Origin of the sequence: Halomonas sp. AOP13-D3-9 (genome assembly GCF_052379125.1) — a bacterium.
GTDB lineage: Bacteria > Pseudomonadota > Gammaproteobacteria > Pseudomonadales > Halomonadaceae > Vreelandella.
On the sequence record NZ_JBQSYH010000024.1, the window covers coordinates 1 to 25,528 of the forward strand.

Below are 25,528 nucleotides of genomic sequence, written 5' to 3' on the forward strand. Positions count from 1 at the left end.
AAAACCGGCCTCTAAGAGGCCGGTTCTATTTAATTCTGCTAGGCAGTTAACCCTTCAAGCGTGGTAATTAAACCAAGCTTAGAAGTGGTAACGAGCGCCTGTCAGGTAGTACATGTCATCGCCATCAGCGGTGATATCAGAGTCCAGGCCATCAACTTCAATGCTGATAGACTGCTGGTCAGCTTGCTGCAGTTCTAGGAACACGTCAAAGTTGCTGGAAACTTTGTAGTAAGAACCCAGCGCCCAAGAAGTGCGGCTGTCAGCATTGTCAGGGCTTACGTCGTAGACGTCAGCAGCAAATGCCCAAGGGCCAGTGGTGAAAGTACCACCTAGACCAACGGTGTCGTAACCACCGCCACGAGTGTTGCTATCGTCGCGAGTTTCGTAACCCAGACGGGCAGAGAACTGGTCGGTAATGTCGTAAGAACCGATCAGGCCATACAGCATTTCACCGTTACCACCACCGTTACCGGAGCTGTTCGGGTCAACGCGCGCTACGTCTTCAACAAAACCCAGACCAATAGTAACCGGGCCTTGTGCGTAACGAACACCACCCTGAGGAGCGATCACAGAGCCTTCACCAGACTGCTGAGCTTCAGTCAAGCCGCGCTCGCTGTAGTGCTTAAGCTGCAAGAATGCAGTAAAGCCGCTCAGGTCAGGCGTGTAGTAACCGATGGAGTCACCACGTGACTGCTTACGGTGACCAGCGAATTCCAGACCACGGTCAATGTAAACATCGAACGGCAGCGAAACAAACTGGTTGTAGAAGCTGTCGAAGTTACCCGCTTGGAAAGTACCGAACTGGTCGCTTTGCAGACCTAGGTAGCTCTGACGGACTTCGTTGAAGCCGCCATCAGTGTTGTTCTCGTCGCCAGTGAAGCGCCACTCAACACGACCGAAAGCAGTCAGGTCGCGAGACACGTCATGGCTCATGCGCAGACCAAGACGCGAGTAGACGTCTACGAATTCAGCGCCGTTGTCGATTTTCTCATCGCTACTGTTGTACTCAGGGCCGCCACCAGCAACACCCATGGCGATGCGGCCATAGACGTCAAGCTTGGTACCGTCTTGATCATAGACAGTTGCTGCTTGTGCTGCAGCAGAGGCACCCAGGGCGCCAACGATAGCAGTCGCTAAAAGTGTTTTTTTCATGATGTAAGTTCCTTAACTCGTATACTGTTTCGATCGTTGCTGCTCAGCTCTTAATAAGCTGGCAGTTGGCTTTTGCGGGCCATGCTCTTTTACCATCCACCGGTTTTTCCAGTGATATTCGGCATGTCCTCAACTAAGCCTTGTTATAGTCCAATGCTCGCAGAACAAACTCTATACCGGGATTCGAGGGAACGCAATAGAAAAAAACAGTGTTTTTTTACTATTTGTACTTTTTTATGGAACCCCTGCCGTCATGCTCGGTCTCAGCGGCCTTTGAATTTTTGCTGTAGGCCTAACAATTTGTCTTCCATGCTAAGCGGTTTACGCGGCTCATTTTTTTCGCTTTCTGCCTGTTCTACCGCCTCTTGACGGGATTTATGCGCAACAGGCTTCGGTTTGGATTGCGCTTTTTTGGGCGGTTGGTTCGCTTGTTTATCGCCACGCTTTTCTGCTGCATGCAGCGCCGCTTGTTTGTCGACTTTACCGGCAGGCTGACCATCCAAATCTACTCGCTCTACACCTTCTCGTACGGCTTTTATATAGCGAGGAAGGTTCACGTAGTTGGCTAAGGCGCGGCGAATCAGTTTATTGGGCCACTCTTCACGCTCGGCAAGCTCTTGATGAATGCCTACTTTTAGCGGCTTGGTGTGCCCCTTAAAAAACGCCTTGGGGTAGCGCTCGTACCATTGATTAAGCAGGGCGTGCGGCGAAGGTGCTGTCGCTGTTTTAGGGTCGCTAGCAGCTTCGCCGCTGGGCGCTTTCTCTGTAGTAACAGTTTCAGGTTCAGGGACTTTTTCAGGTTCAGGGACTTTCTCTTCAGCTGGTTCTTCTTCGAAGGCTTTAGTGTCTTGAGCTGCCGCCTCTGGCGCATTGTCGCCGAGCACTGCTTCGGTATGTGTTTCAGTCTCTATTGTAGTCGCGGCTTCTGAGCTTGGCTCGCTTTGGGCTTGGACGTCTTTCTGCGCCAATTGCTGTTTGAGCCACTGGTTCTCTTCACGCAGGGCTTGTAGCTCAGCTTGTGTGCGGTCAAGACGTGCTTCTAAGTCATCCAACATATTCATTAAGCTGGCAGCCATAGCCTTCTCCTTAGCCCTTTTCAGTCGGCGATACGCTCGTAGACCACAAAATCATAGCTTGGCTGCCCTACTGCTGGCTGCCCTGCTACGCGCTGCACTTCTTGCCACTCGTTAGGGTCGAAGTCAGGAAACGTGGCGTCGCCTTCTACGTCTATATCCACTTCCGTTATGTAGAGCCGCTGGGCAAAGGGTAGCGCCTGGCGGTATATTTCCCCGCCTCCCATGACCATGATCTCTTCTGCTGCTTCTATAGTGGCGTGTTGGTCGGCCAGTTCTAGCGCTGAAGGTAAGTCGTGGCATACCCGTACGCCTTCATGGGAAAACTCGGTGTTGCGCGTCACCACCACATTAAGCCGATTCGGCAGCGGCTTACCAATGGATGCGTAGGTTTTACGCCCCATTACCAGCGGCTTTGCCTGGGTAATGCGTTTGAAGAATTTTAAATCTTCGGGCAGGTACCAGGGTAGCTTGCCCTCCACGCCGATTACTCGATTTTTTGCCATGGCGGCGATCATTGCCACGGGGACTAAGGAGTCAAAGGTATCTTTCTGCTGACTCATACCGCTACCTCGGCTTTGATGTGCGGATGCGCCTCGTAAGCATCAATGTGAACATCTTCAAAACGGAATGCGAACAGGTCATCTATTTCGGGGTTAAGCACCAGCTTAGGCGCTGCTTTGGGGGTGCGCGACAGCTGTTCTTTGGCCTGATCAAGATGATTACTGTACAGGTGGGCATCGCCAAGGGTATGGATAAATTCGCCCGGTTGCAGGCCGGTCACTTGGGCAACCATGGTCAGCAATAAAGCATAGCTGGCGATATTAAACGGTACACCTAGGAAAATGTCGGCGCTGCGCTGATAGAGCTGGCAAGACAGCTTTCCATTGGCGACATAGAACTGGAACAGGCAGTGACAAGGCGGTAGCTGCATTTCATCTACCTGGGCCGGGTTCCAGGCCGAGACAATCAAGCGCCGCGATTGGGGCGAGGTACGAATTTGGCCAAGCACTTTGGCAATTTGGTCAACGCTGCCGCCTTTGGGGTCGGGCCAACTGCGCCACTGGTAGCCATACACGGGGCCTAGATCACCGTTTTCATCCGCCCACTCGTCCCAAATCCGCACGCCGTTCTCTTTCAAATAGGCGATGTTGGTGTCGCCTTTCAGAAACCAAAGTAGTTCGTGAATGATAGAGCGCAGGTGGAGTTTTTTGGTGGTCAGTAGCGGAAAACCACGCGACAAATCAAAGCGCATTTGATGGCCAAACACGGAGCGTGTGCCTACGCCTGTACGGTCGTGGCGGTCAACACCATGCTCCAAAACGGTTTGCATCAGGTCTAAATAGGGTTGCTCAAGCGCGGGCGTTGTAGCAGTCACAGAATTTCCAAATTAACAGGCGATGTAGCGGTTTATTCTAGGCGCCCATAGCGGCTCGGTCTAGCGGTGCCGGCTGGTTAGCGTTATTCGACCAACCCCGGTAAAGCTGCGCGCTGCTTTCGCGGGAGTCGGCGAAACGATGCCCAACCAATCTCAGCCTACTCATCCGGCAAACTCAGCCCCCCAGGGAGATCGGTTAATAACATTTTATTTTCTGCATAATGATGGAGATGGTTATAAGTGCTCATGAGCATAAGACTCGAATTTCGAGCAATATTGATCGATTCTGCAAATGCATGAGCATCTTCCATGTACTCATGTACCAACTGGTTGCGAAGCTTTCTAGCAATTAACCATTCTTCCACGCTATTAACAATGCCCAAGCGCTCAGCACGGCTCAGCGTCTCTATTTGGCTTCCCGGCCTTTCTGCAAGGGCCTGCAACCACCGAGGTAATAGCTTATCCGCCAGAGTGTCTTGCATACGTCCAAACCTAGAGACAAAAGCCTCTAATTTTACCGCTTCCTCTGGCTGTTCATCGAGCAAGTCCACCCACGTATGGGTAATAGACCTATCTTCAGCAAACAGCGAGCCCCAGCTGTAAGCTAAATGCCCACCCTCACGCTTCACGATTTTTAGCGTAGTCGTGAAACGTTCAACAGGAAGAAGACCATTCACGTTAGCCCTATGAGTCATATAAGCTCACTATTAGCAAGCGCTTGCTCATAAATTGACGACATAGCTGTCTCGGGATCATAAACCAAAATATCAATTGGCTGATCGCCCAACCGTAGTTGCAAACGCGCCGTCATCTTCAACATTTTCATTACTTTATCGGGCAATGGTCGGTCGCTCTTGACTAAGATATCGATATCGCCCCCTTTCAGGTGATCATCTAGACGCGACCCAAAAAGCGCAAGCTGGATATTGTCACCAAATACATCGTGACCTACTTGCCGGACAATCGCTTTCTGATCTTCGTTGAGTCTCATATCTCACCTAATCAGCCGCTCTGAACGTTCAAGATGTTTCAGTCATGCCTTAGCTTTAAAAGCTTGACTAGCCAGGAGCAAAACAGAACCACTCCTTCCAGCATTGGTTATACCTCTTATTCGGTCAAATTTTCTAGACTTTTACATCCACTGGCTGGGAGCGTGACCAGGCGATGATGACTAGGCCCAGCGCAATCATCGGTAGCGAGAGCAGCATGCCCATGGTGACCCAGCCGAAGGCGATAAAGCCGATATGGGCGTCGGGCATGCGGACAAACTCGACCATGAATCGGAATACGCCGTAGCAGACTAAGAATAGCCCGGATAAAAAGCCACGGGATGTTGGCTTAGCCGAGACCCACCACAGAATAGCAAACAGTACGACGCCTTCTAACAGGGCTTCATAAAGTGCTGATGGATGACGCGCTTCAGGCCCCATACCGGGAAATGGCATGCCCCAGGGTAGCGAAGTCACGCGACCCGGTAGCTCATGATTAATAAAGTTACCGATACGCCCGGCACCTAAGCCAATCGGCACTAACGGGGCGATAAAATCGGTAAGTGTTAAAAATGCCAGCTGTTTACGACGGGCGAATATCCAGGCAGCGAGCAATACGCCGAGCAGACCACCGTGGAAGCTCATGCCGCCATCCCATACACGGAAGATCCAGAGCGGGTCTGCTGTCCATTGCCCTAGCCCATAAAACAGTGCGTACCCTAAACGCCCACCGGCCACGACACCGATCGCGCAATAGAAGAGTAAATCGCCGATATCGTCATTATTGAGGCCGATACGCGATGCGCGCCGACAGCCGAGCCACCAGGCCGCTACAAAACCCACAACGTACATCAGGCCATACCAATGGACTTGCAGTGGCCCTAAGGAGATTGCCACTGGGTCAATCGTTGGGTAATTAATCATTTAAACTCTCTAATCTGACCAAAGGAATTAATGAGGCCTTCTCGCGGAGGTAGCCATTTAGCAACCGTAGATCGTCACCACAGGCCACCGCCACGAGGCGTGCGCCAATGTCACGTGGGCAATGATAAGTCGGCATACTCAGAAAGCCACCTTTATTGTCATTTAGGCGGCGGAGCTTTAATCGTGCGCACCTGGAAACCAGCGGGCAATCATATTAAGAAGAGTTTCAGGTTGATAGGGCTTGGCGAGCAGGTCATCCATACCGGCGGCTAGACAGGCATCGCGCCCGGCATTGTCGATATTGGCGGTTAGCGCGACCAGCACGCTTTGAGTGCCGCCACGTTTGCGCTCGTACTCACGCCAGCGGCGGGTAGTTTCAAGCCCGTCCAGAGTGGGCATAAAGATATCCATAAACACCAGATCAAAGCGGGCACTTTGTTGGCGCTCCAACGCTTTCTCGCCGCTGCTGACGCCTTCCACCTGCAGGCCTTGGGTTTCCAGCATTTGCCGCGCCAACATCAAATTGACCGGACCATCATCGACGACTAATACACGTAAATGACGCTGAGCTCCGGCGTGCTCTTCGTTCCCCACCTCTGCTTCACTGTTTAGAGCACTTTGTCCAGCATCCTGCTCAGCACCTTGCTGAACGAGATTCACCAATAGCGCACGGATATCCGAGACGTGCTCGTACACTTCCATGATATTTTGTCGAAAGCTATCGGCAATCTCTTTTTCCGCCATAGCACTTAAATGGTCTAACAAGTTATCCGTTTCACGTTGCAGCAGCGTTAAATAGCCTGACTTCAACCGCGACTCTTCCCGTGCTCTTTCACGACCTGCCATTAAGAGCTTGAGCTGGCGCTGCTGGTGATGAAGGTCGTCCAATAGGGTTTGCTCATGCTCCTGCTGGGTGTTCTTAGTCGCGGCAGTGGCCACTTGCGAGCAGTGCATGCAGCGCTCAAGACCGGCTAACACTTCATTCACACTGGCCAAGCGCTGAAGGGGTAGATGTGATTCGTCGGCAGCTCCCGGTGGAGAACATTTATGTTCGGGTAGCGAACGCGCAGCGGTGGTGCACAGGGCCTGACTATGCCGTTCAAGTTCGGTGAGTTCTTGCATAAAACGGCTATCTTTGCGCCTAGCGCGGGCTTTAACCAGCATAAGAAAAACGCCGACGTTTAAACTACTGCCGACAAGCAGAGCCGCCATTAGCCATAGCATGGTGCTCCAGGAAGCGTTGCTGGGCGACATTCCCCACACCATTGCGCCAACCACTAGACAAAGCACAATTAATGCTGCTTGTACAAGCAGCAAAGGCCACAGCAGAGGCCATACAATGGCGTTCCAAAAGTGCTCCCTTTGATAGCGTTGCATGATCTCGCCTTTCTATTGGCCGTATGGCCGCTGATAACGTGACCGCTTTAATCTTTGCGCAAACTGCCGACACTCATAAATCACCCCTTTCTGTGTGATGATTTATGCTACAAATATGATACTGAAGTAAGTGTAAGTGTACGTCTACACTTCGTTACTGTCATGCGGCTGTTGCGTTGAACGCTCTCCACCCTTTTCGTCTAAGAGTTTGTTATGTGCTTGATATCGTTTGCTTGGCAACCCGGCGCACCCACCCCTTTGCGGCTGATGGGTAACCGTGATGAGTTTTATGCTCGCCCTACCGCGCCCATGAGTGAGTGGCAAGATAACCCAGACGTTGTCGGTGGGCGTGATTTAGAGGCCGGTGGCTCATGGATGGCGGCCAAGCGTGGCGGTGTCGTGGCAGCCTTGACCAACGTACGCGACCTGCAACTAACGTTGCCAACCGGCGCGCCTAGCCGGGGCGAATTAGTCGCTAATGCCTTGCAGTGTGACGACATTGAAGCATGGCTAAACGAACTGAGCCAGGGCGAGGCACTGCGCTATGCTGGCTTTAACTTATTAGTCGCGACACCTCAGCGGCTTTGGCACCTGCACCGGGGGCGAGATCGCCTGGCCCTAAGCGAGGTGCCACCCGGCGTGCATGGCTTATCCAACGCCGACCTCAACTCCCCTTGGCCCAAGCTTTTACATGTGCGCAGTACGCTTGAGGACGCTCTTTTGCAACCAGACTGCTTCAAGACATGGCCAACCGCCGTTCAGCGCGCAATGCAGAACCCGCAAGAAGCGGCTGTCGAGGCATTACCGGATACCGGCGTTGGCCTTGAGCTGGAGCGTCAGCTTTCGGCGGCGTTTATTGTCGGCGAGCGCTACGGTACCCGCGCCACTTCGTGGCTAACCCTGGACAGCCAAGGGCACATCAAAATTACCGAACAGCGCTTTGGGCCAAGGGGACGCTTTGAGGGTGAAACCACCCTGGCGCTGGCCAACGATTCGCTAGCATCAACGCTCTAGGTTTCGCCTAGTCACGGGGTGGCATCAGGTGTGTCAACTGCCACTCATCCATACGCCCCTCTAAATGGGTATGCACCTGAGCAGGTGTATCCAGCTCCATCACTTCTTTGAGCAATATCTCGGCATCGCTAAGCGGAACCCGGCGAATGGCCGCACGCACTTTGGGCAAGCTAGGCGCATTCATGGAGAGACTGGTAAAGCCCATGGCCATGAGCAGCAGCGCCCCGGCCGGGTCGCCGGCCAATTCGCCGCATAGCGAAATAGGCTTATTCAACCGCGTGGCATCGTTGGCCAGTTCAAGCAGCGCTCCCAGCAGCGCTGGATGAAGAGCGTCGTAAAGGCTTGATACGCGTGGATTATTGCGATCCACCGCCAGCAGGTACTGAGTAAGATCGTTGCTGCCCACTGAGAAGAAATCGACGCGTTTCGCTAGCGCATCCATTTGATAGATGGTGGCGGGTACCTCGATCATCACGCCCACTTGGGGCCTAATGACAGTAATGCCCTCTTCACCCAGCTCCAGAATGGCGCGATCCAGCAGGCGTAGCGCTTCATCGACCTCTTCGACGTTGGTGATCATCGGGAACAGTACGTAGAGATTATCTAGATCGATGGAGGCTTTGAGCATGGCGCGCAGCTGCACCATCAGCACTTCCGGGTGATCCAGCGTGACGCGCATACCGCGCCAGCCTAGAAACGGATTGGCCTCTTCAATCGGGAAGTAGGGCAGGTCTTTGTCACCGCCAATATCCAGGGTACGCATCACCACCGGCAGCGGCGCGAAACCTTCGAGCTGTTCCCGATAGAGTTTGGTTTGCTCTTTTTCGCCGGGGAAACGCTCGGTAATCATAAACGGCACTTCGGTTCGGTAGAGTCCCACCCCGCCGATGCGGCTTTTGAGCAGCGCAGTGGCATCTACCGCCAAGCCAGTATTGACCATTAGCGGCATGGTGTGGCCGTCGGGCGTAGCGCTGGGCAGATCCTGTTCGTGCTCAAGCAGTTCGCTGAGCGCCTCTTCTTCGGCGATCAGACTTTCATAACGTGCCGTTAGTTCAGGCGAGGGACGCACAAACAGCCGGCCACGGTGGCCGTCCAGCACCACCGGCGCACCGCCTAGCCGCGGCAATGGTAAATCGACCATGCCCAACACTGTCGGAATGCCCATGGCGCGGGCCACAATCGCCACATGGGACGTGCTGGAGCCGCGTACCGAAACCAGCCCTTTGAGCTTATCGCGAGGCACTTCGCCCAACATGGCCACGCTGATTTCATCACCGACCAAAATGGCGTTATCGGGATAGGTTTCCGGCGTAGAGGGAGTATCTTCTTGCAAGTGGGCAAGCACCCGACGCCCCAGGTCGCGAATATCCGCCGCCCGCTCGCGCAGGTAGTTATCGTCCACCCGCTCTAGGTACTGGACGTGACGTCGCACTACGTCTGCCAAGGCGCCGGGCGCCCACTGGCCTTCGCGAATGCGTTTCTCCACCTCATCGGCCAGTGCAGCTTCGCCAAGCATCTGCTGGTAGACATCAAACAGCGCCAGCTCCTGGGCGGAGATGCGGCTTGCCAAACGCTCGGCGGCGGCACGAATTTCGCTGCGGGTTTTGCCAATGGCTTCTTTTAGGCGGGCAACTTCATAATCCTGATCGCGGGGAATCAGGTCGGGCACGCTATTTAAATCGGCAGGCGGCGTAATCACTACCGCTTCCCCCATGGCCATGCCTGGCGAAGCGGCGACGCCTTTAAACATTGCCTGACCACCGGCAAGCGCCGGACGCAACAGGTTGCCGGTGGCTAATGCGTGGGCTAATACCCCTGCCAGCTGCGCCGCCATGGTGACCAGGAAAGCTTCGTCTTCATCGTCGTAGCGACGCTTTTCGGCTTGCTGAACCACTAATACGCCAAGCATGTGGCGCTGGTGAATAATCGGCACACCCAGAAAGCTGGAGTAGCGCTCTTCTCCGGTGGCTTCAAAATAGCGGAATTGCGGGTGGGTCTGGGCGTCTTCGAGGTTAAGCGGCTCGCTGCGTTTGGCCACCAAGCCCACTAGGCCTTCGCCTAGCGGCAGTACGACGCGCCCTACCGCTTGGGTGCGCAGGCCGATGGTCTCCATCAATACCAGCGATTCAAGCTCCTTGTCGTAAAGGTAGAAGGAGCACACATCAGTCTGCATCGCTTTACGAATTCGGCGTACCATCGTGGACAGCGCGGCGTCGAGGGTGCGCGCACCGTTCACTTCCTGAATCACCCGGCGCAACACCTCAAGCATGGACGTTTTACTTTTCACTGTTATTTGCCTCGCTGAGGAATTTCCTGGCAGACTGCTGCCGCCCTACCCTGGGCAGCGGCCAATCGCCCTAATCGTCATCCTGTGCCAGGCGCTGAACGCGGGGAGACAACTCTCGCAGCGCGCGCCGGTATACCTCTCGCTTAAAAGGCACTACCTGCCCTAGCGGGTACCAGTAGCTCACCCACCGCCACCCATCAAATTCGGGGGTTGGGGTTGCCGTCATACAGATTTGGCTTTCCTGGCAACGGATTTTAAGTAAAAACCACTTCTGCTTCTGGCCTATACAGACCGGACGCGAATGTGTGCGAATCATACGTCGTGGCAGACGGTAGCGTAGCCAGCCCCGGGTGCAGGCAACAATATCAACATCGTCGGCGGTTAGGCCGATCTCTTCGTAAAGCTCACGAAAAAGTGCTTGTTGTGGCGTCTCGCTTGCATTGATGCCCCCCTGGGGAAATTGCCACGCATTTTGTCCTACCCGACGTGCCCAAAGCAGCTGCCCCTGGCTATTGGCAATGATGATGCCAACATTGGGGCGAAAGCCGTCAGCGTCGATCACGGACATCACCTTATAAATTTTCAGTTGTCCCCATTTTTCCACAAGGGTGACAAGCGTATCAATACAATATAACGCTAAGTGGTGAATGCTTACTTTGTATTAGCCCTATCGTTGGTGGGAATGGCAGGACGACTCTGCGATAATCCGCGTCCGCTATTTGCCTTACTAGCGTCTTTTACAGCACGACTGATACACCACTACTAACCACTGACTAAAAAAGGGGAGCGCCGTGAGTCTGGCCATTTTCGATTTGGATAATACGCTGCTATCCATCGACAGCGATCATGCCTGGGGCGAGTTTTTACTCGAACAAGGGGCAGTCGACCCGGTGGCTTACCGGGAAGCCAACGAGCGCTTTATGGCCGATTACAACGCGGGCACTCTGGATATGGCGGCCTTTTTGGAAATGGCGCTTAAGCCGCTGGCCGATAATTCGCCTGAACAGCTTTCGGCGTGGCATCAGCAGTTTATGGTCAGCAAAATCGAGCCTAATATTCTGCCCAAAGCGGAAGAGCTGCTTGCGCGCCACCGCACCAAAGGCGATACGCTGCTGATTATTACCGCCACCAACCGCTTTATTACTGCGCCGATTGCCGAGCGTTTGGGCGTGGATCACTTAATTGCGGTGAATCCGGAAGTCAAAGAGGGCCGCTACACAGGTCGCGTTTCGGGCATTCCCAGCTACCGCGAAGGCAAAGTCACCCGCTTGGAAAAGTGGTTGGAAGATCAAGACCTGACCATGGAAGGCGCTTGGTTCTATAGCGACTCTCACAATGATTTGCCGCTGTTAGAAATAGTCGAGCACCCCGTCGCCGTCGACCCCGACGACACCCTGCGCGAAGTTGCCAAAGAGCACCAGTGGCGGATTATGAGTTTGCGGGATTGATTGGTGTGAGGTGTGAATCGTGAATCGTGAATCGTGAATCGTGAATCGTGAATCGTGAATCGTGAAGAGTACGAAACGATTCATCATTTACCACTTACAACTCACATTTTTGTAGCGCGTGGTAACGAGAACGCGAGTTCAGCGAGCGTTTTAGGCACCCGCGGGTGGCGGCGGAACGACGCCCAGTGGCACAACACTAACCCCGGCACCGCTTTGAAACCGTAGTCCTTATAACAATATTGAGGCCTACTGAACGTAGGGAAATGCTTAGCGGTTTAGCAGAGCATCAAGCGAGACCACATTTCCCGCATGTTTCGCTGCTAGCTTGGCGTCGTCAGTGACCAACGTAGCTGCTGCTACGAATGCGGAGGCAGAGGCAGAGGCAGAGGCAGAGGCAGAGGCAGAGGCAGAGGCAGAGGCAGAGATAATACTATCTGGTAGCTTCATCTGGGTAGCACGCCGCACCTTAATCGTTTCACTTTTGACTTGATGATCCAGTTCCATTCTCGTTAACTGAGCCAGTATCGCCTTAATAGCCTGCTCTTCTTCTGAGCGCAAACCGGGAAAGGCCAAGAGTTCAAGCTCTGTGATGACAGAATATGCGTAAAGAGCTGCAGGTAGACGTAACTGGCGTTCAATAGCATTAATGAAGACATTGGTGTCTAGCAGGTAACTACCACTCATCCCGTAGTTTCCTCTGGTATTCGACTCCGTTCTGAGCGGCCAGGGATGGAGCTTTGACAGATGCGAAATCTATTCCAGCTTGACTAGCAGAGACGTTCGATTCATCTATTGTATTTTCATACAGCACAACAATTCTGGCATGTCTGTTCTTTAAATACCCATACTCCTCGGGAATTTTGACGACCCCATTCTGAATATCTGTCTCAAATTCAATGGCATGCATCGCAATCTCTCCTACACCCAAATAACTGATCCACTCATTTGACACGCTTTTTGCGGAAAATTCGAGTAGCTAAATGGGTAAGCTACGAAAACCCACCAATCCAGCTTCGTGCATGAACCCGTAGCGCGTGGTAACAAGAACGCGAGTTTAACGAGCGTTTTAGGCACCCGCGGGAGGCGGCGGAACGGCGCCTGGTGGCACCCAACCAACCCCCGGCACCGTCGCGCGCTTAAGCGACCTTTTGTGAACGAGTTTCCAACATTGCGGCAATACTCAAATGGTAATCAATATCTGGCCACTCTATGCCTGTGGCGTCACAAATAAATTGGTAATGCCGCAGCACCTTAACAGAGGCCTGCTCAAGCTCGGGATACCAGTTCATAGGTGTTGAGATACGCCTCCCATCGCTCAGCTCGACATGGAGGTAATGGTCATCAAAATGGACTTCTTTACCTGCTAAACCAGTCATTCCAAGTCTCCAAAAATTGCTGTTTATGCGAGCTAATCAACCCAAGGCACTCCTTGAGCTCCTGCTTCTTTAATGATGAATAAACCACGACTTCAGTCTCAATCTCCACTTTAGCCCAGCCATCTGACTTCATCACATGCACATGGGGTGGAGGGTGTTCATTGGCGTAAAAAAAGAACTTGAAGCCTTTTTCATTTAGTAACGTTGGCACTTCAATTACCTCTGCCTTTGAGACTAGAAGCATAGCAACCCCTAGCCATACCGTCACTTGCAAAGCCCCAGGCGAATCTCAGCAATAAAAAACCCCGCAAGCATCACACTTACGGGGTTTGGCGTTGACTGACGCTTATCTAAAAGCGTCAGCGGGCGCGTTTAGCCGAGCAGGTGCTCGACGGCTGCACGCTCTTCACGCAGTTCTTTCTCGGTGGCTTTCATCTTCTCTTGGCTGAATTCGTCAATTTCGAAACCTTGAACGATTTCATACTTGCCACCCTGGCAACGCACTGGGTAGGAGTAGATGATGCCTTCTTCGATGCCGTAGCTGCCGTCAGATGGAATCGCCATGCTGACGATGCCTTTGGAGCCCAACGCCCAGTCGTGCATATGGTCGATGGCTGAAGAGGCAGCAGAAGCGGCGGAAGAGGCGCCACGTGCTTTGATGATCGCCGCGCCGCGCTGTTGCACGGTGGGGATAAAGTCGTTTTCGTACCAGTCGCGCTCAACCAGATCAAACGCGGCTTTGCCGTCGACTTTGCACTGGGCCAGATCCGGATACTGGGTGGCACTGTGATTGCCCCAGATGATCATGTTTTCAATGTCAGTGACGTGCTTGCCGGTTTTCTGTGCCAGCTGCGTCAGGGCGCGGTTGTGGTCCAGACGCGTCATGGCAGTGAACTGACCTGCGTCAAGATCCGGCGCGTTGCAGGAAGCAATCAGCGCGTTGGTGTTAGCCGGATTACCGACAACCAGCACTTTCACATCACGGCTAGCGTGATCGTTCAGCGCTTTACCTTGTACGGAGAAGATCGCTGCGTTGGCTTCCAGCAGGTCTTTACGCTCCATACCCGGACCACGCGGACGTGCGCCTACCAGCAGGGCGAAGTCAGCGTCTTTGAACGCGACGTTCGGGTCATCAGTGGCAATGATGTCTTGTACCAGCGGGAAGGCACAGTCGTTAACTTCCATTACCACGCCGTTCAGGGCGTCCATTGCCTGGGGAATTTCCAGCAGCTGGAGAATGACGGGTTGATCCGGCCCCAGCATGTCGCCAGCGGCGATGCGGAAAATGAGTGAGTAGCTGATCTGACCGGCGCCGCCGGTAATCGCAATACGTACTGGATCTTTCATCATTGCTCCTTGATTGGTTCGCCTAGGGATGGTTCTCGCCTGAGGAGTGGCTTAACAGAACTCAAGACGCAAAGATGGTATGCCCAGCCGGGCAAAAACTCAATCAGACATGAGACTACTTGCCATTTGACACACATGCTTTCCACCCCATGGCGTGCCACTCGCTGAAAAGGCTGAGTTGCGCTATGGTGTCTTCGGCTTTTCGCCCTCCTTTCTTGTAATGCTAAGGACATGGACGCCCCCATGCGAAGAATACCCTTCTCTTATGCCTTGGCTAGCCTACTGGTACTGGCGCTGGTGATATGGCTCGCTTTTGGCAATTTTCAGCGTTTTCAAACCAGTGCGCCGGAAACCTCTCCCCGTAGCGACTCGGGGCCACGGGTTGAAATTGCGGTTCAGCAGAGCACGCCCTTTATTCCCCAGCAGATTGTTCAAGGCCAGTTGACCGCTGAACGTGAAACGACCCTACGCGCCAACATAGCGGGGTTTGTGGCTGAAAAACCGGTTGCCCAAGGCAGCCGCGTTGAGGCGGGCGAAACCCTGTTAGTGCTGGATAACGACGCCCTGCCTGAACAACTGCAGCAGGCCCGGGACGAGCTAGCGGTCGCCGAAGCAGAGTACGCCGGCGCGCGCAACCTACGCCAGCGGGAGCTGATCTCCCAGCCAGAGCTACTGCGCCTGCAGAGCGCCTTGAGCGCCAGCGCCGCCTCGGTGGCGCAGTTGCAAAACCAGCTGGATGATAGCCGCCCCACCGCCCCTTTTGATGGTGTGCTCGATCGCGTAAAGGTGGAGCTAGGCGATTTACTGCAGCCCGGCGAAGAGTGGGGCCAGTTGGTGAATGACCGCCGCTTGAAGGGTGCTGCCTGGGTGTCCCAGCAGCAGGTAGGCGATTTGAGCGAGGGCCTGCCGGTCACCGCCCGGCTGCTGAACGGCGACTCTTTAGAAGGCGAGCTGACTTTTATTAGCCACCGCGCCGAAGAGGCCACGCGCACTTTTTACATCGAAGCCACCCTCGATAACCCTGCGGGCAAACGTCTTGCCGGTGGTAGTGCGGAACTGACAATTACCCTGCCCCCACGCCAGGTGCACACTCTGTCGCCTGCCCTGCTCAGCTTGAACAGTGAAGGCCAACTGGCGGTCAAGCACCTGGATGAGAACGATCAGGTGCAGCAGACCGCCGTGGAGCTGGTGAGTGCCGATACGCAACGCGCCTACGTGACCGGCTTACCCAATCAGCTACGCCTGATTACGCTGGGGGCTGGCATGGTAGACACCGGCGAAACGGTCACACCGGTGCCCGTTGAGGAAGCCATTATTTCGCAACCGCAAGCCGGGCAGGATAGCGTTCATGCGCCAGTTGATTGATGCGGCGCTAGCCCACACCCGTACGACGCTACTGCTGTTGGTGAGCCTGCTATTAGCGGGCATCACTGCTTGGCAGATGATTCCTAAAGAAGCCAACCCCGACGTCACCATCCCGATGATTTACGTCTCGTTGTCGCTGGAGGGCGTAAGCCCTGAGGATGGCGAGCGGCTGCTGATTCGCCCTATGGAGCAAGAGCTGCGTGGTATTGAAGGACTACGCAAGTTCACCGCCCAATCCAGCGAAGGCCATGGCTCGATCACGCTGGAGTTCGACCCTGGCTTTGACCCCGACACCGCGCTAACCGATGTGCGTGACCGAGTGGATATTGCCCGCAGCGAGTTGCCTTCGGAAGCGGATGAGCCACGGGTGATGGAGGTCAATGTATCGGAGTTTCCGGTGTTGACCATCGGCCTTTCGGGGCAGTTGGACACCCGCGAGCGAATGACCATTGCCCGGCGCCTGCAGGAAGAAATCGAGGGCATCGCCGATGTGCTCGAAGTCGACATTGCCGGTGAGCGGGAAGACCTGCTGGAAATCGTCGTTGATCCGCTGGTGCTGGAGAGCTACGGGGTCGATTTTGATGCGCTGTTTAATCAGGTATCGCGCAATAACCGCTTGGTGGCAGCGGGCAGCTTGGATACCGGCGCGGGGCGACTGGCGTTAAAAGTCCCCGGTATTATTGAGTCCCTTGAGGACGTCATGAATATGCCGGTCAAGGTCGATGAGGATCGTGTCGTTACCTTTGGCGATGTGGCGTGGATCAACCCCACCTATAAAGAGCCGGAAGGCTTCGCCCGCATTGATGGCCAGCCCGCGGTGGTGCTGGAAATTTCCAAACGCGCGGGGGCGAATATTATCGCCACCATTGGCGCGGTACGTGAACGATTGGCCGAAGCCGACGACCTGCTTCCCGAGCAGTTACGTTTCACCACCATTCTGGATGAGTCGACCACCGTGGAGAATATGCTCTCTGAGCTACTCAACAACGTACTGACCGCCGTGGTGCTGGTGCTGATTGTGGTGGTGGCGGTGATGGGATGGCGCATGGCGCTGCTGGTGGGGCTTACCATTCCTGGGGCCTTTTTGACCGGCATCCTGCTGGTGTGGGCATTTGGCTTTACGCTCAATATTGTGGTGTTGTTTGCGCTGATTCTGGTGGCGGGCATGCTGGTTGACGGTGCCATCGTGGTCAGTGAACTTGCTGATCGCCATTTGCGGGATGGTCAAACGCCTCATGAAGCTTGGCTAAACGCCGCTTCGCGGATGAGCTGGCCTGTGATTGCCTCAACGGCCACGACGCTGGCGGTGTTTATTCCTCTACTGTTTTGGCCCGGCGTGGTCGGCCAGTTTATGAAGTACCTGCCTGCCACGGTGATTTTATGCCTGCTGGCGTCGCTTGCCATGGCGCTGATATTTTTGCCCACGCTGGGGCGCCTGTTTACCCGTAGCGATGCCAAGCAATCAACGACAAATCATGAAGAATCCACAACGTCATTCGGGCGCGGCTATCGCCATCTGCTGTCCAGGCTGCTGATGCACCCTGCCTGGGTGCTGCTAGTGACGGTGCTGTTAATGGCGCTGCTGTATACCGGCTATGCGCGCTTCAATCACGGCGTCGATTTTTTCCCCAGCGTAGAGCCTGATAGCGCTCAAGTATTGGTGCGTGCCCGAGGCGACTTTTCCGCCGTGGAAACGGATGCCATCGTGCAGCGAGTAGAAGCCAAACTGTCTGGCATGAGCGAAGTGCGGGCGCTGTATGCTCGCTCATTTGCCGTGCCTAACGAGCAGATGGGTAACGATGTGATTGGCATGCTGCAGTTTCAGTTTATCGACTGGCATGAGCGCCGCCCCGCCCAGGCTATTTTGGACGATATGGCCGAGCGCGCAGGGGATATTCCCGGTATTACGTTAGAGTTTCAGGAGCAGGAGATGGGCCCTGGCGGCGGCAAACCGATTGTGCTGGAAGTGAGCGCCACGAATGCTGAGGTTGCCGATGCAGGGGTTAATCAGCTAACCCAGCTAATGCGTGAACTGGGCGGCTTTACCGACATTCAGGATAACCGCAGCGTGCCGGGCGTGGAGTGGCGGGTTAACGTGGATCGTGAGGCCGCGGCGCGCATGGGAACCGATGTCACCACCATTGGTAGCGCGGTGCAGTTGCTGACCACGGGACTGCAAGTGGCGAGCTATCGGCCGCCCGAAGTCAGCGATGAAGTGGATATCCGCGTGCGCCTACCGCAAAACTGGCGCTCACTGGATCAGCTCGAGCGCTTGACGATCAATACCCAGCGGGGTCAGGTGCCCATCTCCCATTTTGTGACCCTGGAACCGGCACCTAAAGTCGGTACGCTGAATCGCATTGATGGCCGACGCGCCATTACGATAGACGCCGACCTTCCCCCCGGCTATCTCGCTGATGAGCGCCTAGGCGCGCTGCTAGAGGCTGGCAGCGACAGCCTGCCTGATGGCTTAATGGTCAATGTGGCGGGTGAGCAGGAGGATCAGCAGGAGTCGATGCAGTTCCTGGCCAGCGCGTTCATGATTGCTATTGGTTTGATGGCGCTGATTCTGGTAACCCAGTTCAACAGTTTCTATCAGGCGGGCTTGGTACTTTCGGCGATTGTGTTCTCCACTGCCGGAGTTTTGATGGGCCTACTGATTACTGGTCAAGCTTTTGGCATTGTGATGGTGGGCATGGGCGTGATTGCTCTGGCGGGTATTGTGGTCAATAACAATATCGTCTTGATCGATACCTACAACGAGCTACGCGGCCAAGGTATGACACCCGGCGAGGCCGCGCTTGAAGCGGGCTGTTTGCGCCTACGCCCAGTGCTTTTAACGGCGATTACCACGGTGCTCGGATTGATGCCGATGGTGCTGGGGATCAATGTCGATCTGTTTACCCCTGCGCTCGGCTTTAATGCCCCCTCCGCCCAGTGGTGGACACAGATGTCGAGCGCCATCGCAGGCGGCCTCACCTTTGCCACCGCGCTTACCCTGCTGCTCACGCCTTGTATGTTGGTGATTGGGGGTAAACGTCGCTGAATGCCCTGTAGGAGCCCGACTTGTCGGGCGATTAGACCCTCTACGAGCGATAAATTTTGGCGGCACAATTACTGCTGATCGCTCAATAAATTGAGCTCCTACGAAGTCCGATGCACGCATCCAGCCAATGTAGGAGCCCGACTTGTCGGGCGATTAGACCCTCTACGAGCGATAAATTTTGGCGGCACAATTAATGCTGATCGCTCAATAAATTGAGCTCCTACGAAGTCAGATGCACGCATCCAGCCAATGTAGGAGCCCGACTTGTCGGGCGATTAGACCCTCTACGAGCGATAAATTTCGGCGGCACAATTACTGCTGATCGCTCAATAAATTGAGCTCCTACAAAACCTGGGCTGTTTCTTAGGCAGGTGCTTTGGTATTTTGCGGACTGTGGGCAGCGTGTAAACGTGCGATTAACTGGTCTTCCAGCGCAAAGCGTTCGGTAAGGCCGCGGGCTAAACGGTCGATCCAGGCAGGTAGGCGGGCGATATTTTGCTCGCAGCTGAGCGTGGAGCCAAAATCGGTATCAAACTCCAAGACCATCTCGGTGGACATTTCTAAACGTTCGAGCAATTTTTCCGCAATGACAAGCGCGCTTTCATCACCAAAGGCCTGCGCCTCTTCTGAAAGCTGCGGATAGATCTCAAAGTGTCCGGCGCTGATGTAATCCATCAACAGCTCACTGAAAGTATCGATGGGTGCTTTGCTCACCGCTTCCAGCTCAGCATCACACGCTTCCTTTAGCTCGATAAAGCTAATCAATAGCTGACGACGCTGATCCAGCCAGCGGTCGATCAACGTGTGCACGCCACCCCAGCGCTCCAGGGCATTTTTGCAATCTTCGAGCATGGGGCTTTCTCCTTAAACTCACCTTTTGACTAAGCACCTTTTAAAGACACTACTTTTGACTGTGCTTAGCCGTTCAGAACAACGATAGGCCTAGGTTCGCGCCTCCTCCTACCGCTGTCAATCCCAGCGGGTACGGTTTCTTTGGTACTTAACGTTTACTGCTAATAACGCTTTTGAATACGCCGCATAAACACTGCTCTCAAGCGGCTAACACCAGCATTACATTAATTATATTTATGTTCTCACCTTCCGGTCGCCATTGCGAGTAAAGGCGACTTTCGGGTGTCAAATATTCGTCAAAATATATTTTAAACCTAAACATTTTAAGCTTGAATTTTACACATACCTCTCCTATCTTCAAAACAGAGTGTATTTTCCCGTGGAGAAGAATAATGAAAATCGCCTGCCTGGGTGGAGGGCCTGCCGGCCTCTATTTTGCTATTAGCATGAAGCTGCAGGATCCCTCTCATGAGATGGTGGTCATCGAGCGCAACCGTGCAGACGATACCTTTGGCTGGGGCGTGGTGCTGTCAGACGAAACCCTGGATAACCTGGCGGCGAACGACCCGGTGAGTGCTGAGCGTATCCGTGAGCATTTCGCTTATTGGGATGATATTGCAGTCGTTCATAAAGGCGTAAAAACGGTCTCCACCGGCCACGGCTTTTGCGGCATCGGCCGCCGCCAACTGCTAATTCTGCTCCAAGAGCGCGCTCGCGAGCTGGGCGTTGAGATGCGCTTTGAAACCGATGCAACGGAAGACACTATTGAGCAGTACCGAAAAGAGTATGACCTGGTACTCGCCGCCGATGGCCTCAACTCCCGCACCCGCCAAACCTATGCCGAACATTTCAAACCCGATATTGATGTGCGGGCGTGTAAATTCGTTTGGCTAGGTACGCACCAGACCTTCAACGACGCCTTTACCTTTATCTTCGAGAAGACCGAGCATGGCTGGGTCTGGGCTCACGCGTATCAATTTGATAAGGATACAGCGACCTTTATCGTTGAGTGCAGCGAAGCCACCTGGCAGGCGTTTGGATTTGGCGATATGAACCAGCAGGAATCAATCACGGTTTGCGAGCGCATCTTTGCCAAGCATCTGGATGGTCATGCCTTGATGACCAACGCCAACCACATTCGTGGATCGGCGTGGATCAACTTTCCACGAGTACTTTGCGAGCGCTGGAGCTATGAAAACGTAGTACTGATGGGAGATGCCGCAGCGACTGCCCACTTCTCGATTGGCTCCGGCTCCAAGCTCGCTCTGGAAAGCGCTATCTCGCTGGCTAACTGCTTGCATAGTGAAAACAGTATGCAAGCTGCCGTTGCCCGCTACGAAGAGGAGCGCCGTTTCGAGGTGCTGCGTTTACAGTCCGCAGCGCGCAACTCCACCGAGTGGTTTGAGCAGGTGGAGCGCTACCTGGATCTCGACCCGGTGCAGTTCAACTACTCGCTATTGACCCGTTCCCAGCGCATCAGTCACGAAAACCTGCGGGTACGCGACCCACAGTGGCTGGAGAGCGCCGAGCGTTGGTTTCAAACCCAGGCGGGCAACCCTGACAGTGCCCGGGCGCCAATGTTTGCGCCCTACCAACTGCGCGATATGACGCTGATTAACCGCGTGGTGGTCTCCCCCATGGCGCAGTACAAAGCCGTGGATGGCTGCCCTACCGATTGGCACTTTAGCCACTACGCCGAGCGGGCCAAAGGCGGCGCGGGCCTGGTGTATACCGAGATGACCTGCGTTAGCCCCACCGGGCGGATTACCCCTGGCTGCCCAGGGCTGTACGCCCCGGAGCATGAAACAGCCTGGAAACGGCTATGCGATTTTGTGCATACAGAAACTAAAGCCAAGCTGTGTGCCCAAATCGGCCACTCCGGCGCGAAGGGTTCTACCCAGCTGGGTTGGCAGGAGATGGACGCCCCGCTTGCCGACGGCAACTGGCCGATAATGGCAGCCTCTGAGCTGCCCTGGTCAGCGCGCAACCAAGTGCCCAAAGCCATGGTTCGGCAAGATATGGATCTTGTCCGCGATGAATTTGTCAGTGCAGCGCTAATGGCCGACCGGGCAGGCTTCGATATGATCGAGATTCACGCCGCCCACGGCTACCTGCTCTCTTCGTTTATCACTCCTTTAACCAATCACCGTGACGACGAGTATGGCGGTTCGCTGGACAACCGCCTGCGCTATCCGCTTGAGGTGATTAACGCCGTGCGCAGCGTTTGGCCCGCCCACAAACCGCTGTCTGTGCGTATTTCTGCCAATGACTGGTGCGGCGATGAAGGGATTACTCCCGACGACGCTGTGGAGATCGCTAAACGGCTGCGGGATGCGGAGGTGGATATCGTTGATGTTTCTGCGGGACAAACCTCCACCCAGGCAAAGCCGGTGTATGGGCGTATGTTCCAAACGCCTTTCTCAGACCGGATCCGAAACGAGGCATCGATTGCCACCATGGCGGTGGGCAATATTTATCAGGCCGACCATGTGAACTCGATTCTAATGGCGGGGCGCGCTGACTTGGTCTGCATTGCCCGCCCCCACCTGGCTGCCCCTTACTGGACGCTGCACGTTGCCGCAGGCTTGGGTGATAGCGAGGTCGAGTGGCCTGCGCCCTACCGGGCAGGTGCGGATCAGTTGCAGCGCCTGGCTGAACGTGGCGAGGGGTGGGTATGACGCTGTTCAAAGATAAGCGCGTGGTGATTACCGGCGGTGGCAGCGGCATTGGTGCCGATATGGCATTGGCCTTTGCCGAAGCAGGCGCCCAGGTCACGATTACCGGTCGTCGGGAAGCTGCCCTTCAAGCGGTGGCAGATCAGCACCGTCACCTTGATTTCGCCGTGGTCGACGTTACCGATGAGGCCGCCATGGTGGCGCTGTTCGAAAGAATTGGCAGGGTCGATATCGTCATCGCCAACGCCGGAGCAGCTGAGAGCGCTCCGTTCGCCAAGACCTCTTTCGAGCAGTGGCAGCGGATGCTCAACGTTAATCTAAGCGGTGTGTTTTTAACCCTGAGGGAAGGCTTGAAACAGTTAAATGACGGCGGACGATTGATCGCCGTGGCCTCCACCGCTGGGCTTAAAGGCTACGCTTATGTGGGCGCTTACTGCGCGGCAAAGCATGGCGTGGTAGGCCTGGTTCGTTCTCTGGCGGCTGAAACAGCCACACGCAATATCACCGTTAATGCACTCTGCCCTGGATTCACCGACACCCCCTTACTGGCAGCAAGCGTCGATAATATTGTGGCCAAAACCGGCCAATCCGCCGAACAGGCGACCTCTCATTTTGAATCTACCAACCCCACCGGACGCTTAGTCACCCCCGCCGAGGTGACCGCCACAGCCCTCTGGCTATGCGGCCCTAACAGCGGCGCGATTAACGGCCAGGCGATCTCAATTTCAGGGGGTGAAGTATGACGGCAGGGGATGTGGCTGGAAACAGTTTAAGCAAAGAGCGCCTGCGCTTATGGCTGCGCATGCTGCGGGTTACCCGCCAGGTGGAGTCGGAGCTGCGTGAACGGCTACGTACCGAGCACGACTCTACGCTGCCCCGCTTCGATGTGATGGCTGCACTCTATGCCGCTGAGGAGGGTTTGAAAATGAACGAGCTCTCCAAGCGGCTGCGGGTTTCCAACGGCAACGTTACCGGGATTATTGATCGCCTGGTGGAGGATGGTGCCGTGGAGCGTATTGCCATTGAGGGCGACCGACGCGCTACGCGGGTCTGCCTAACCGTGGCTGGCAGAGACACCTTTAGAGGCATGGCCGTTGAGCATGAGCGCTGGATCAATGCGCTATTTGAGGGGGTGAGCGAAGAGGACGCCCACCATATCGGCGAGTTGCTGCATCGCTTACCCGCTTCTCCTAACGATGCCCATTAATCACCGACAGGCGAGAACAACAATATGAAGAGTATGGCTGGCTTAACCCCCGAGCACTTTATCTGGGAAATGAGAGGTGGAGTCGCCGTTATCCGGCTCAACCGCCCGGAACGCAAAAACCCGCTGACCTTTGAGAGCTACGCTGAGCTGCGCGATACCTTCCGCGATCTGGCCTACGCCTCCGATGTCCACGCCGTGGTGTTTACCTCCAACGGCGAGAACTTCTGCTCCGGCGGCGATGTGCATGAAATCATCGGCCCCCTGGTGGGCAAGGATATGAAAGGCCTGCTCGAATTTACCCGCATGACGGGGGATTTAGTGAAGGCCATGCTCAACTGCGGCAAGCCGATTATCGCTGCTGTCGACGGCATCTGCATGGGGGCGGGGGCAATTATCGCCATGTCTTCGGATATCCGCTTTGCCACTCCCCGCGCCAGCACGGCGTTTTTGTTTACCCGTGTAGGGCTAGCAGGCTGCGATATGGGGGCCTGCGCCATGCTGCCGCGCATTATCGGCCAGGGCCGCGCCGCCGACCTGCTCTACAGCGGTCGTAGCATGAGCGCTGAAGAGGGCTTGCAGTGGGGCTTCTACAACCGGGTGGTCGAACCGGGAGCCCTTGAAGAAGACGCCATCGCCTACGCTACCCGACTAGCTAAAGGCCCTACCTTTGCTCACAGCATTACCAAAACCCAGTTAAACCAGGAGTGGTCGATGAGCCTGGAGCAGGCCATCGAATCGGAAGCCCAGGCCCAAGCGATCTGTATGCAAACCAATGATTTTGCACGCGCCTACCACGCCTTTGTAGCCAAACAAAAGCCTGAGTTTAAGGGGGACTAATGAGCGACAAAAGCTTTCTAGCATGGCCCTTCTTTGAGGCTAAACATCGCGAACTTTCCGAGCAGCTTGAGGCGTGGTGCCGTGCTGCACTGCCCCGCGACCACAGCGATGTGGATGCCACCTGTATTCAGTTAGTGCGCGACCTGGGCAAAGCAGGCTTCTTAAAAGGCACTGCGGGTGAGCATATCGATGTGCGCAGCCTGTGCCTGATTCGCGAAACGCTCGCCCGCCACGACGGCCTGGCCGATTTCGCCTTTGCCATGCAGGGCCTGGGAACCGGCGCGATTAGCCTATACGGCAGCGATGAGCAGAAGCAGTGGCTGGACAGAACCCGCAGCGGTGAAGCGGTCTCCGCGTTTGCCCTTAGCGAGCCCCGCTCTGGCTCTGATGTGGCCCAACTGGATACCACCGCCGAGCGCGATGGCGATAGCTACCGTATTAATGGCGAGAAAACCTGGATCTCTAACGGCGGCATTGCCGATATCTACACCGTCTTCGCCCGCACCGGTGAAGGCCTCGGCGCCAAAGGGCTTTCGGCCTTTTTAGTGCCCGCGGATACGCCCGGGCTAGAGATTCTTGAGCGCTTGGAATCAGTGGCGCCTCATCCGCTAGCGCGGCTGGGCTTTGACGACATGGTGCTGCCTGCTAGCGCTTTGATCGGCCAGCCTGGGCAAGGCTTTCGGATTGCCATGTCGGTGCTGGACGTTTTCCGCTCCACGGTCGGCGCCGCCGCGCTGGGGTTCGCCCGCCGTGCGCTGGAGGAGTCGCTTTCCCGCAGCCGCTCTCGCGAGCTGTTTGGCGCCACCCTTTCCGATCTGCAAATGGTGCAGGGTCACTTGGCCGACATGGCACTCAATGTGGATGCCGCCGCCCTGCTGGTGTATCGCGCCGCCTGGATCAAAGATCAAGGCGCCGAGCGAGTAACTCGCGAAGCGGCCATGGCAAAGCTGTTTGCCACCGATCAGGCCCAGTTGGTGATTGACCAGGCGGTACAACTACACGGCGGTGATGGCGTTCGCAAAGGCCACATTATCGAAAGCCTCTACCGGGAAATCCGCGCGCTGCGTATTTATGAAGGTGCTTCGGACGTACAGAAAGTCGTTATCGCCCGCAGCATGCTCGCGGAGGGGTAAGCAGCAAAAAGCCGAACAAGGTTTTACACCAAACAATAAAACACAACG

The 25,528-nt window shown here is 55.2% G+C and carries 25 protein-coding genes; 9 read left to right on the plus strand and 16 right to left on the minus strand.

The features are described from left to right. Positions 1–78: 78 nt before the first annotated feature. The 8 genes from ACT3UM_RS21510 to ACT3UM_RS21545 form a co-directional block, all read right to left on the minus strand. A complete protein-coding gene (locus tag ACT3UM_RS21510; RefSeq protein WP_498902097.1) occupies positions 79–1,152 on the minus strand; it encodes a porin in 1,074 nt (357 codons plus the stop codon). Between the two features lie 263 nt (positions 1,153–1,415). After that, the gene (locus ACT3UM_RS21515; RefSeq protein WP_498902098.1) at positions 1,416–2,228 is read right to left on the minus strand and encodes a ProQ/FINO family protein; all 813 of its coding nucleotides are present in this window, start codon (positions 2,226–2,228) and stop codon (positions 1,416–1,418) included. 20 nt (positions 2,229–2,248) lie between these two features. Continuing rightward, positions 2,249–2,788 carry a dihydrofolate reductase gene (locus ACT3UM_RS21520; RefSeq protein WP_498902099.1) on the minus strand — a complete coding sequence of 180 codons (540 nt, stop codon included), beginning with the start codon at positions 2,786–2,788 and terminating at the stop codon, positions 2,249–2,251. Beyond that, positions 2,785–3,603, minus strand: coding sequence for a thymidylate synthase (locus ACT3UM_RS21525; protein ID WP_498902100.1), 819 nt, complete (start codon positions 3,601–3,603; stop codon positions 2,785–2,787). Before ACT3UM_RS21525 ends, ACT3UM_RS21520 begins: the two co-directional genes overlap by 4 nt. 158 nt (positions 3,604–3,761) lie before the next feature. Then, complete coding sequence (locus ACT3UM_RS21530) at positions 3,762–4,298, minus strand: hypothetical protein (protein ID WP_498902101.1); 537 nt, start codon at positions 4,296–4,298, stop codon at positions 3,762–3,764. After that, positions 4,295–4,594 (minus strand): nucleotidyltransferase domain-containing protein, encoded by a 300-nt coding sequence (locus ACT3UM_RS21535; protein ID WP_498902102.1) that lies wholly within the window; start codon positions 4,592–4,594, stop codon positions 4,295–4,297. The genes ACT3UM_RS21530 and ACT3UM_RS21535 overlap by 4 nt, the downstream gene beginning before the upstream one ends. A gap of 133 nt (positions 4,595–4,727) precedes the next feature. Beyond that, complete coding sequence (gene lgt / locus ACT3UM_RS21540; RefSeq protein ID WP_498902103.1) at positions 4,728–5,516, minus strand: prolipoprotein diacylglyceryl transferase; 789 nt, start codon at positions 5,514–5,516, stop codon at positions 4,728–4,730. A gap of 177 nt (positions 5,517–5,693) precedes the next feature. Continuing rightward, a complete protein-coding gene (locus tag ACT3UM_RS21545; RefSeq protein WP_498902104.1) occupies positions 5,694–6,893 on the minus strand; it encodes a response regulator in 1,200 nt (399 codons plus the stop codon). A gap of 213 nt (positions 6,894–7,106) precedes the next feature. On the opposite strand from ACT3UM_RS21545, the gene ACT3UM_RS21550 reads away from it, so the two are divergent. Further along, entirely contained in the window at positions 7,107–7,907 is an 801-nt protein-coding gene (locus ACT3UM_RS21550; RefSeq protein ID WP_498902105.1) for an NRDE family protein, read from the plus strand. A gap of 7 nt (positions 7,908–7,914) precedes the next feature. Here the strand turns inward: ACT3UM_RS21550 and ptsP are convergent, their stop codons facing one another. Both ptsP and rppH read right to left on the minus strand, forming a co-directional pair. Next, on the minus strand, positions 7,915–10,176 hold the full coding sequence (ptsP, locus tag ACT3UM_RS21555) for a phosphoenolpyruvate--protein phosphotransferase (protein WP_498902166.1): 2,262 nt from the start codon (positions 10,174–10,176) through the stop codon (positions 7,915–7,917). An 88-nt stretch (positions 10,177–10,264) separates the two neighbouring features. After that, a complete protein-coding gene (rppH, locus tag ACT3UM_RS21560; RefSeq protein ID WP_022519684.1) occupies positions 10,265–10,756 on the minus strand; it encodes an RNA pyrophosphohydrolase in 492 nt (163 codons plus the stop codon). Between the two features lie 229 nt (positions 10,757–10,985). Here rppH and ACT3UM_RS21565 point away from each other — a divergent pair, with 229 nt between their 5' ends. Next, positions 10,986–11,642, plus strand: coding sequence for a histidinol-phosphatase (locus ACT3UM_RS21565; protein ID WP_498902106.1), 657 nt, complete (start codon positions 10,986–10,988; stop codon positions 11,640–11,642). A gap of 267 nt (positions 11,643–11,909) precedes the next feature. On the opposite strand, the gene ACT3UM_RS21570 is transcribed toward ACT3UM_RS21565, so the two are convergent. The 5 genes from ACT3UM_RS21570 to ACT3UM_RS21590 all read right to left on the minus strand — a co-directional run bounded on the left by ACT3UM_RS21570 (position 11,910) and on the right by ACT3UM_RS21590 (position 14,365). After that, complete coding sequence (locus ACT3UM_RS21570) at positions 11,910–12,326, minus strand: PIN domain-containing protein (RefSeq protein WP_498902107.1); 417 nt, start codon at positions 12,324–12,326, stop codon at positions 11,910–11,912. Then, complete coding sequence (locus ACT3UM_RS21575; RefSeq protein ID WP_498902108.1) at positions 12,316–12,549, minus strand: hypothetical protein; 234 nt, start codon at positions 12,547–12,549, stop codon at positions 12,316–12,318. Before ACT3UM_RS21575 ends, ACT3UM_RS21570 begins: the two co-directional genes overlap by 11 nt. Before the next feature lie 229 nt (positions 12,550–12,778). Then, complete coding sequence (locus ACT3UM_RS21580) at positions 12,779–13,018, minus strand: DUF2442 domain-containing protein (RefSeq protein WP_498902109.1); 240 nt, start codon at positions 13,016–13,018, stop codon at positions 12,779–12,781. After that, complete coding sequence (locus ACT3UM_RS21585; protein WP_498902110.1) at positions 12,999–13,262, minus strand: DUF4160 domain-containing protein; 264 nt, start codon at positions 13,260–13,262, stop codon at positions 12,999–13,001. Before ACT3UM_RS21585 ends, ACT3UM_RS21580 begins: the two co-directional genes overlap by 20 nt. 128 nt (positions 13,263–13,390) lie before the next feature. Beyond that, positions 13,391–14,365, minus strand: a complete 975-nt coding sequence (locus ACT3UM_RS21590) for a malate dehydrogenase (RefSeq protein WP_498902111.1) — start codon at positions 14,363–14,365, stop codon at positions 13,391–13,393. A gap of 243 nt (positions 14,366–14,608) precedes the next feature. Here ACT3UM_RS21590 and ACT3UM_RS21595 point away from each other — a divergent pair, with 243 nt between their 5' ends. Continuing rightward, positions 14,609–15,730 (plus strand): efflux RND transporter periplasmic adaptor subunit, encoded by a 1,122-nt coding sequence (locus tag ACT3UM_RS21595; protein WP_498902112.1) that lies wholly within the window; start codon positions 14,609–14,611, stop codon positions 15,728–15,730. Continuing rightward, positions 15,714–18,776 carry an efflux RND transporter permease subunit gene (locus ACT3UM_RS21600; protein ID WP_498902113.1) on the plus strand — a complete coding sequence of 1,021 codons (3,063 nt, stop codon included), beginning with the start codon at positions 15,714–15,716 and terminating at the stop codon, positions 18,774–18,776. The genes ACT3UM_RS21595 and ACT3UM_RS21600 overlap by 17 nt, the downstream gene beginning before the upstream one ends. Before the next feature lie 363 nt (positions 18,777–19,139). On the opposite strand, the gene rsd is transcribed toward ACT3UM_RS21600, so the two are convergent. After that, on the minus strand, positions 19,140–19,628 hold the full coding sequence (gene rsd, locus ACT3UM_RS21605) for a sigma D regulator (protein WP_215091320.1): 489 nt from the start codon (positions 19,626–19,628) through the stop codon (positions 19,140–19,142). Positions 19,629–20,020: 392 nt separating this feature from the next. On the opposite strand from rsd, the gene ACT3UM_RS21610 reads away from it, so the two are divergent. Genes ACT3UM_RS21610 through ACT3UM_RS21630 form a run of 5 tightly spaced genes read left to right on the plus strand, consistent with a single transcriptional unit; the run spans position 20,021 to position 25,480 of the window. Then, a complete protein-coding gene (locus ACT3UM_RS21610; protein WP_498902114.1) occupies positions 20,021–22,306 on the plus strand; it encodes a bifunctional salicylyl-CoA 5-hydroxylase/oxidoreductase in 2,286 nt (761 codons plus the stop codon). Next, on the plus strand, positions 22,303–23,046 hold the full coding sequence (locus tag ACT3UM_RS21615) for an SDR family NAD(P)-dependent oxidoreductase (RefSeq protein WP_498902115.1): 744 nt from the start codon (positions 22,303–22,305) through the stop codon (positions 23,044–23,046). Before ACT3UM_RS21610 ends, ACT3UM_RS21615 begins: the two co-directional genes overlap by 4 nt. Then, on the plus strand, positions 23,043–23,510 hold the full coding sequence (locus tag ACT3UM_RS21620) for a MarR family winged helix-turn-helix transcriptional regulator (protein ID WP_240716280.1): 468 nt from the start codon (positions 23,043–23,045) through the stop codon (positions 23,508–23,510). Before ACT3UM_RS21615 ends, ACT3UM_RS21620 begins: the two co-directional genes overlap by 4 nt. A 24-nt stretch (positions 23,511–23,534) precedes the next feature. After that, on the plus strand, positions 23,535–24,347 hold the full coding sequence (locus ACT3UM_RS21625; protein ID WP_498902116.1) for an enoyl-CoA hydratase family protein: 813 nt from the start codon (positions 23,535–23,537) through the stop codon (positions 24,345–24,347). Continuing rightward, positions 24,347–25,480, plus strand: a complete 1,134-nt coding sequence (locus tag ACT3UM_RS21630; protein WP_498902117.1) for an acyl-CoA dehydrogenase family protein — start codon at positions 24,347–24,349, stop codon at positions 25,478–25,480. The genes ACT3UM_RS21625 and ACT3UM_RS21630 overlap by 1 nt, the downstream gene beginning before the upstream one ends. Positions 25,481–25,528 lie beyond the last annotated feature (48 nt).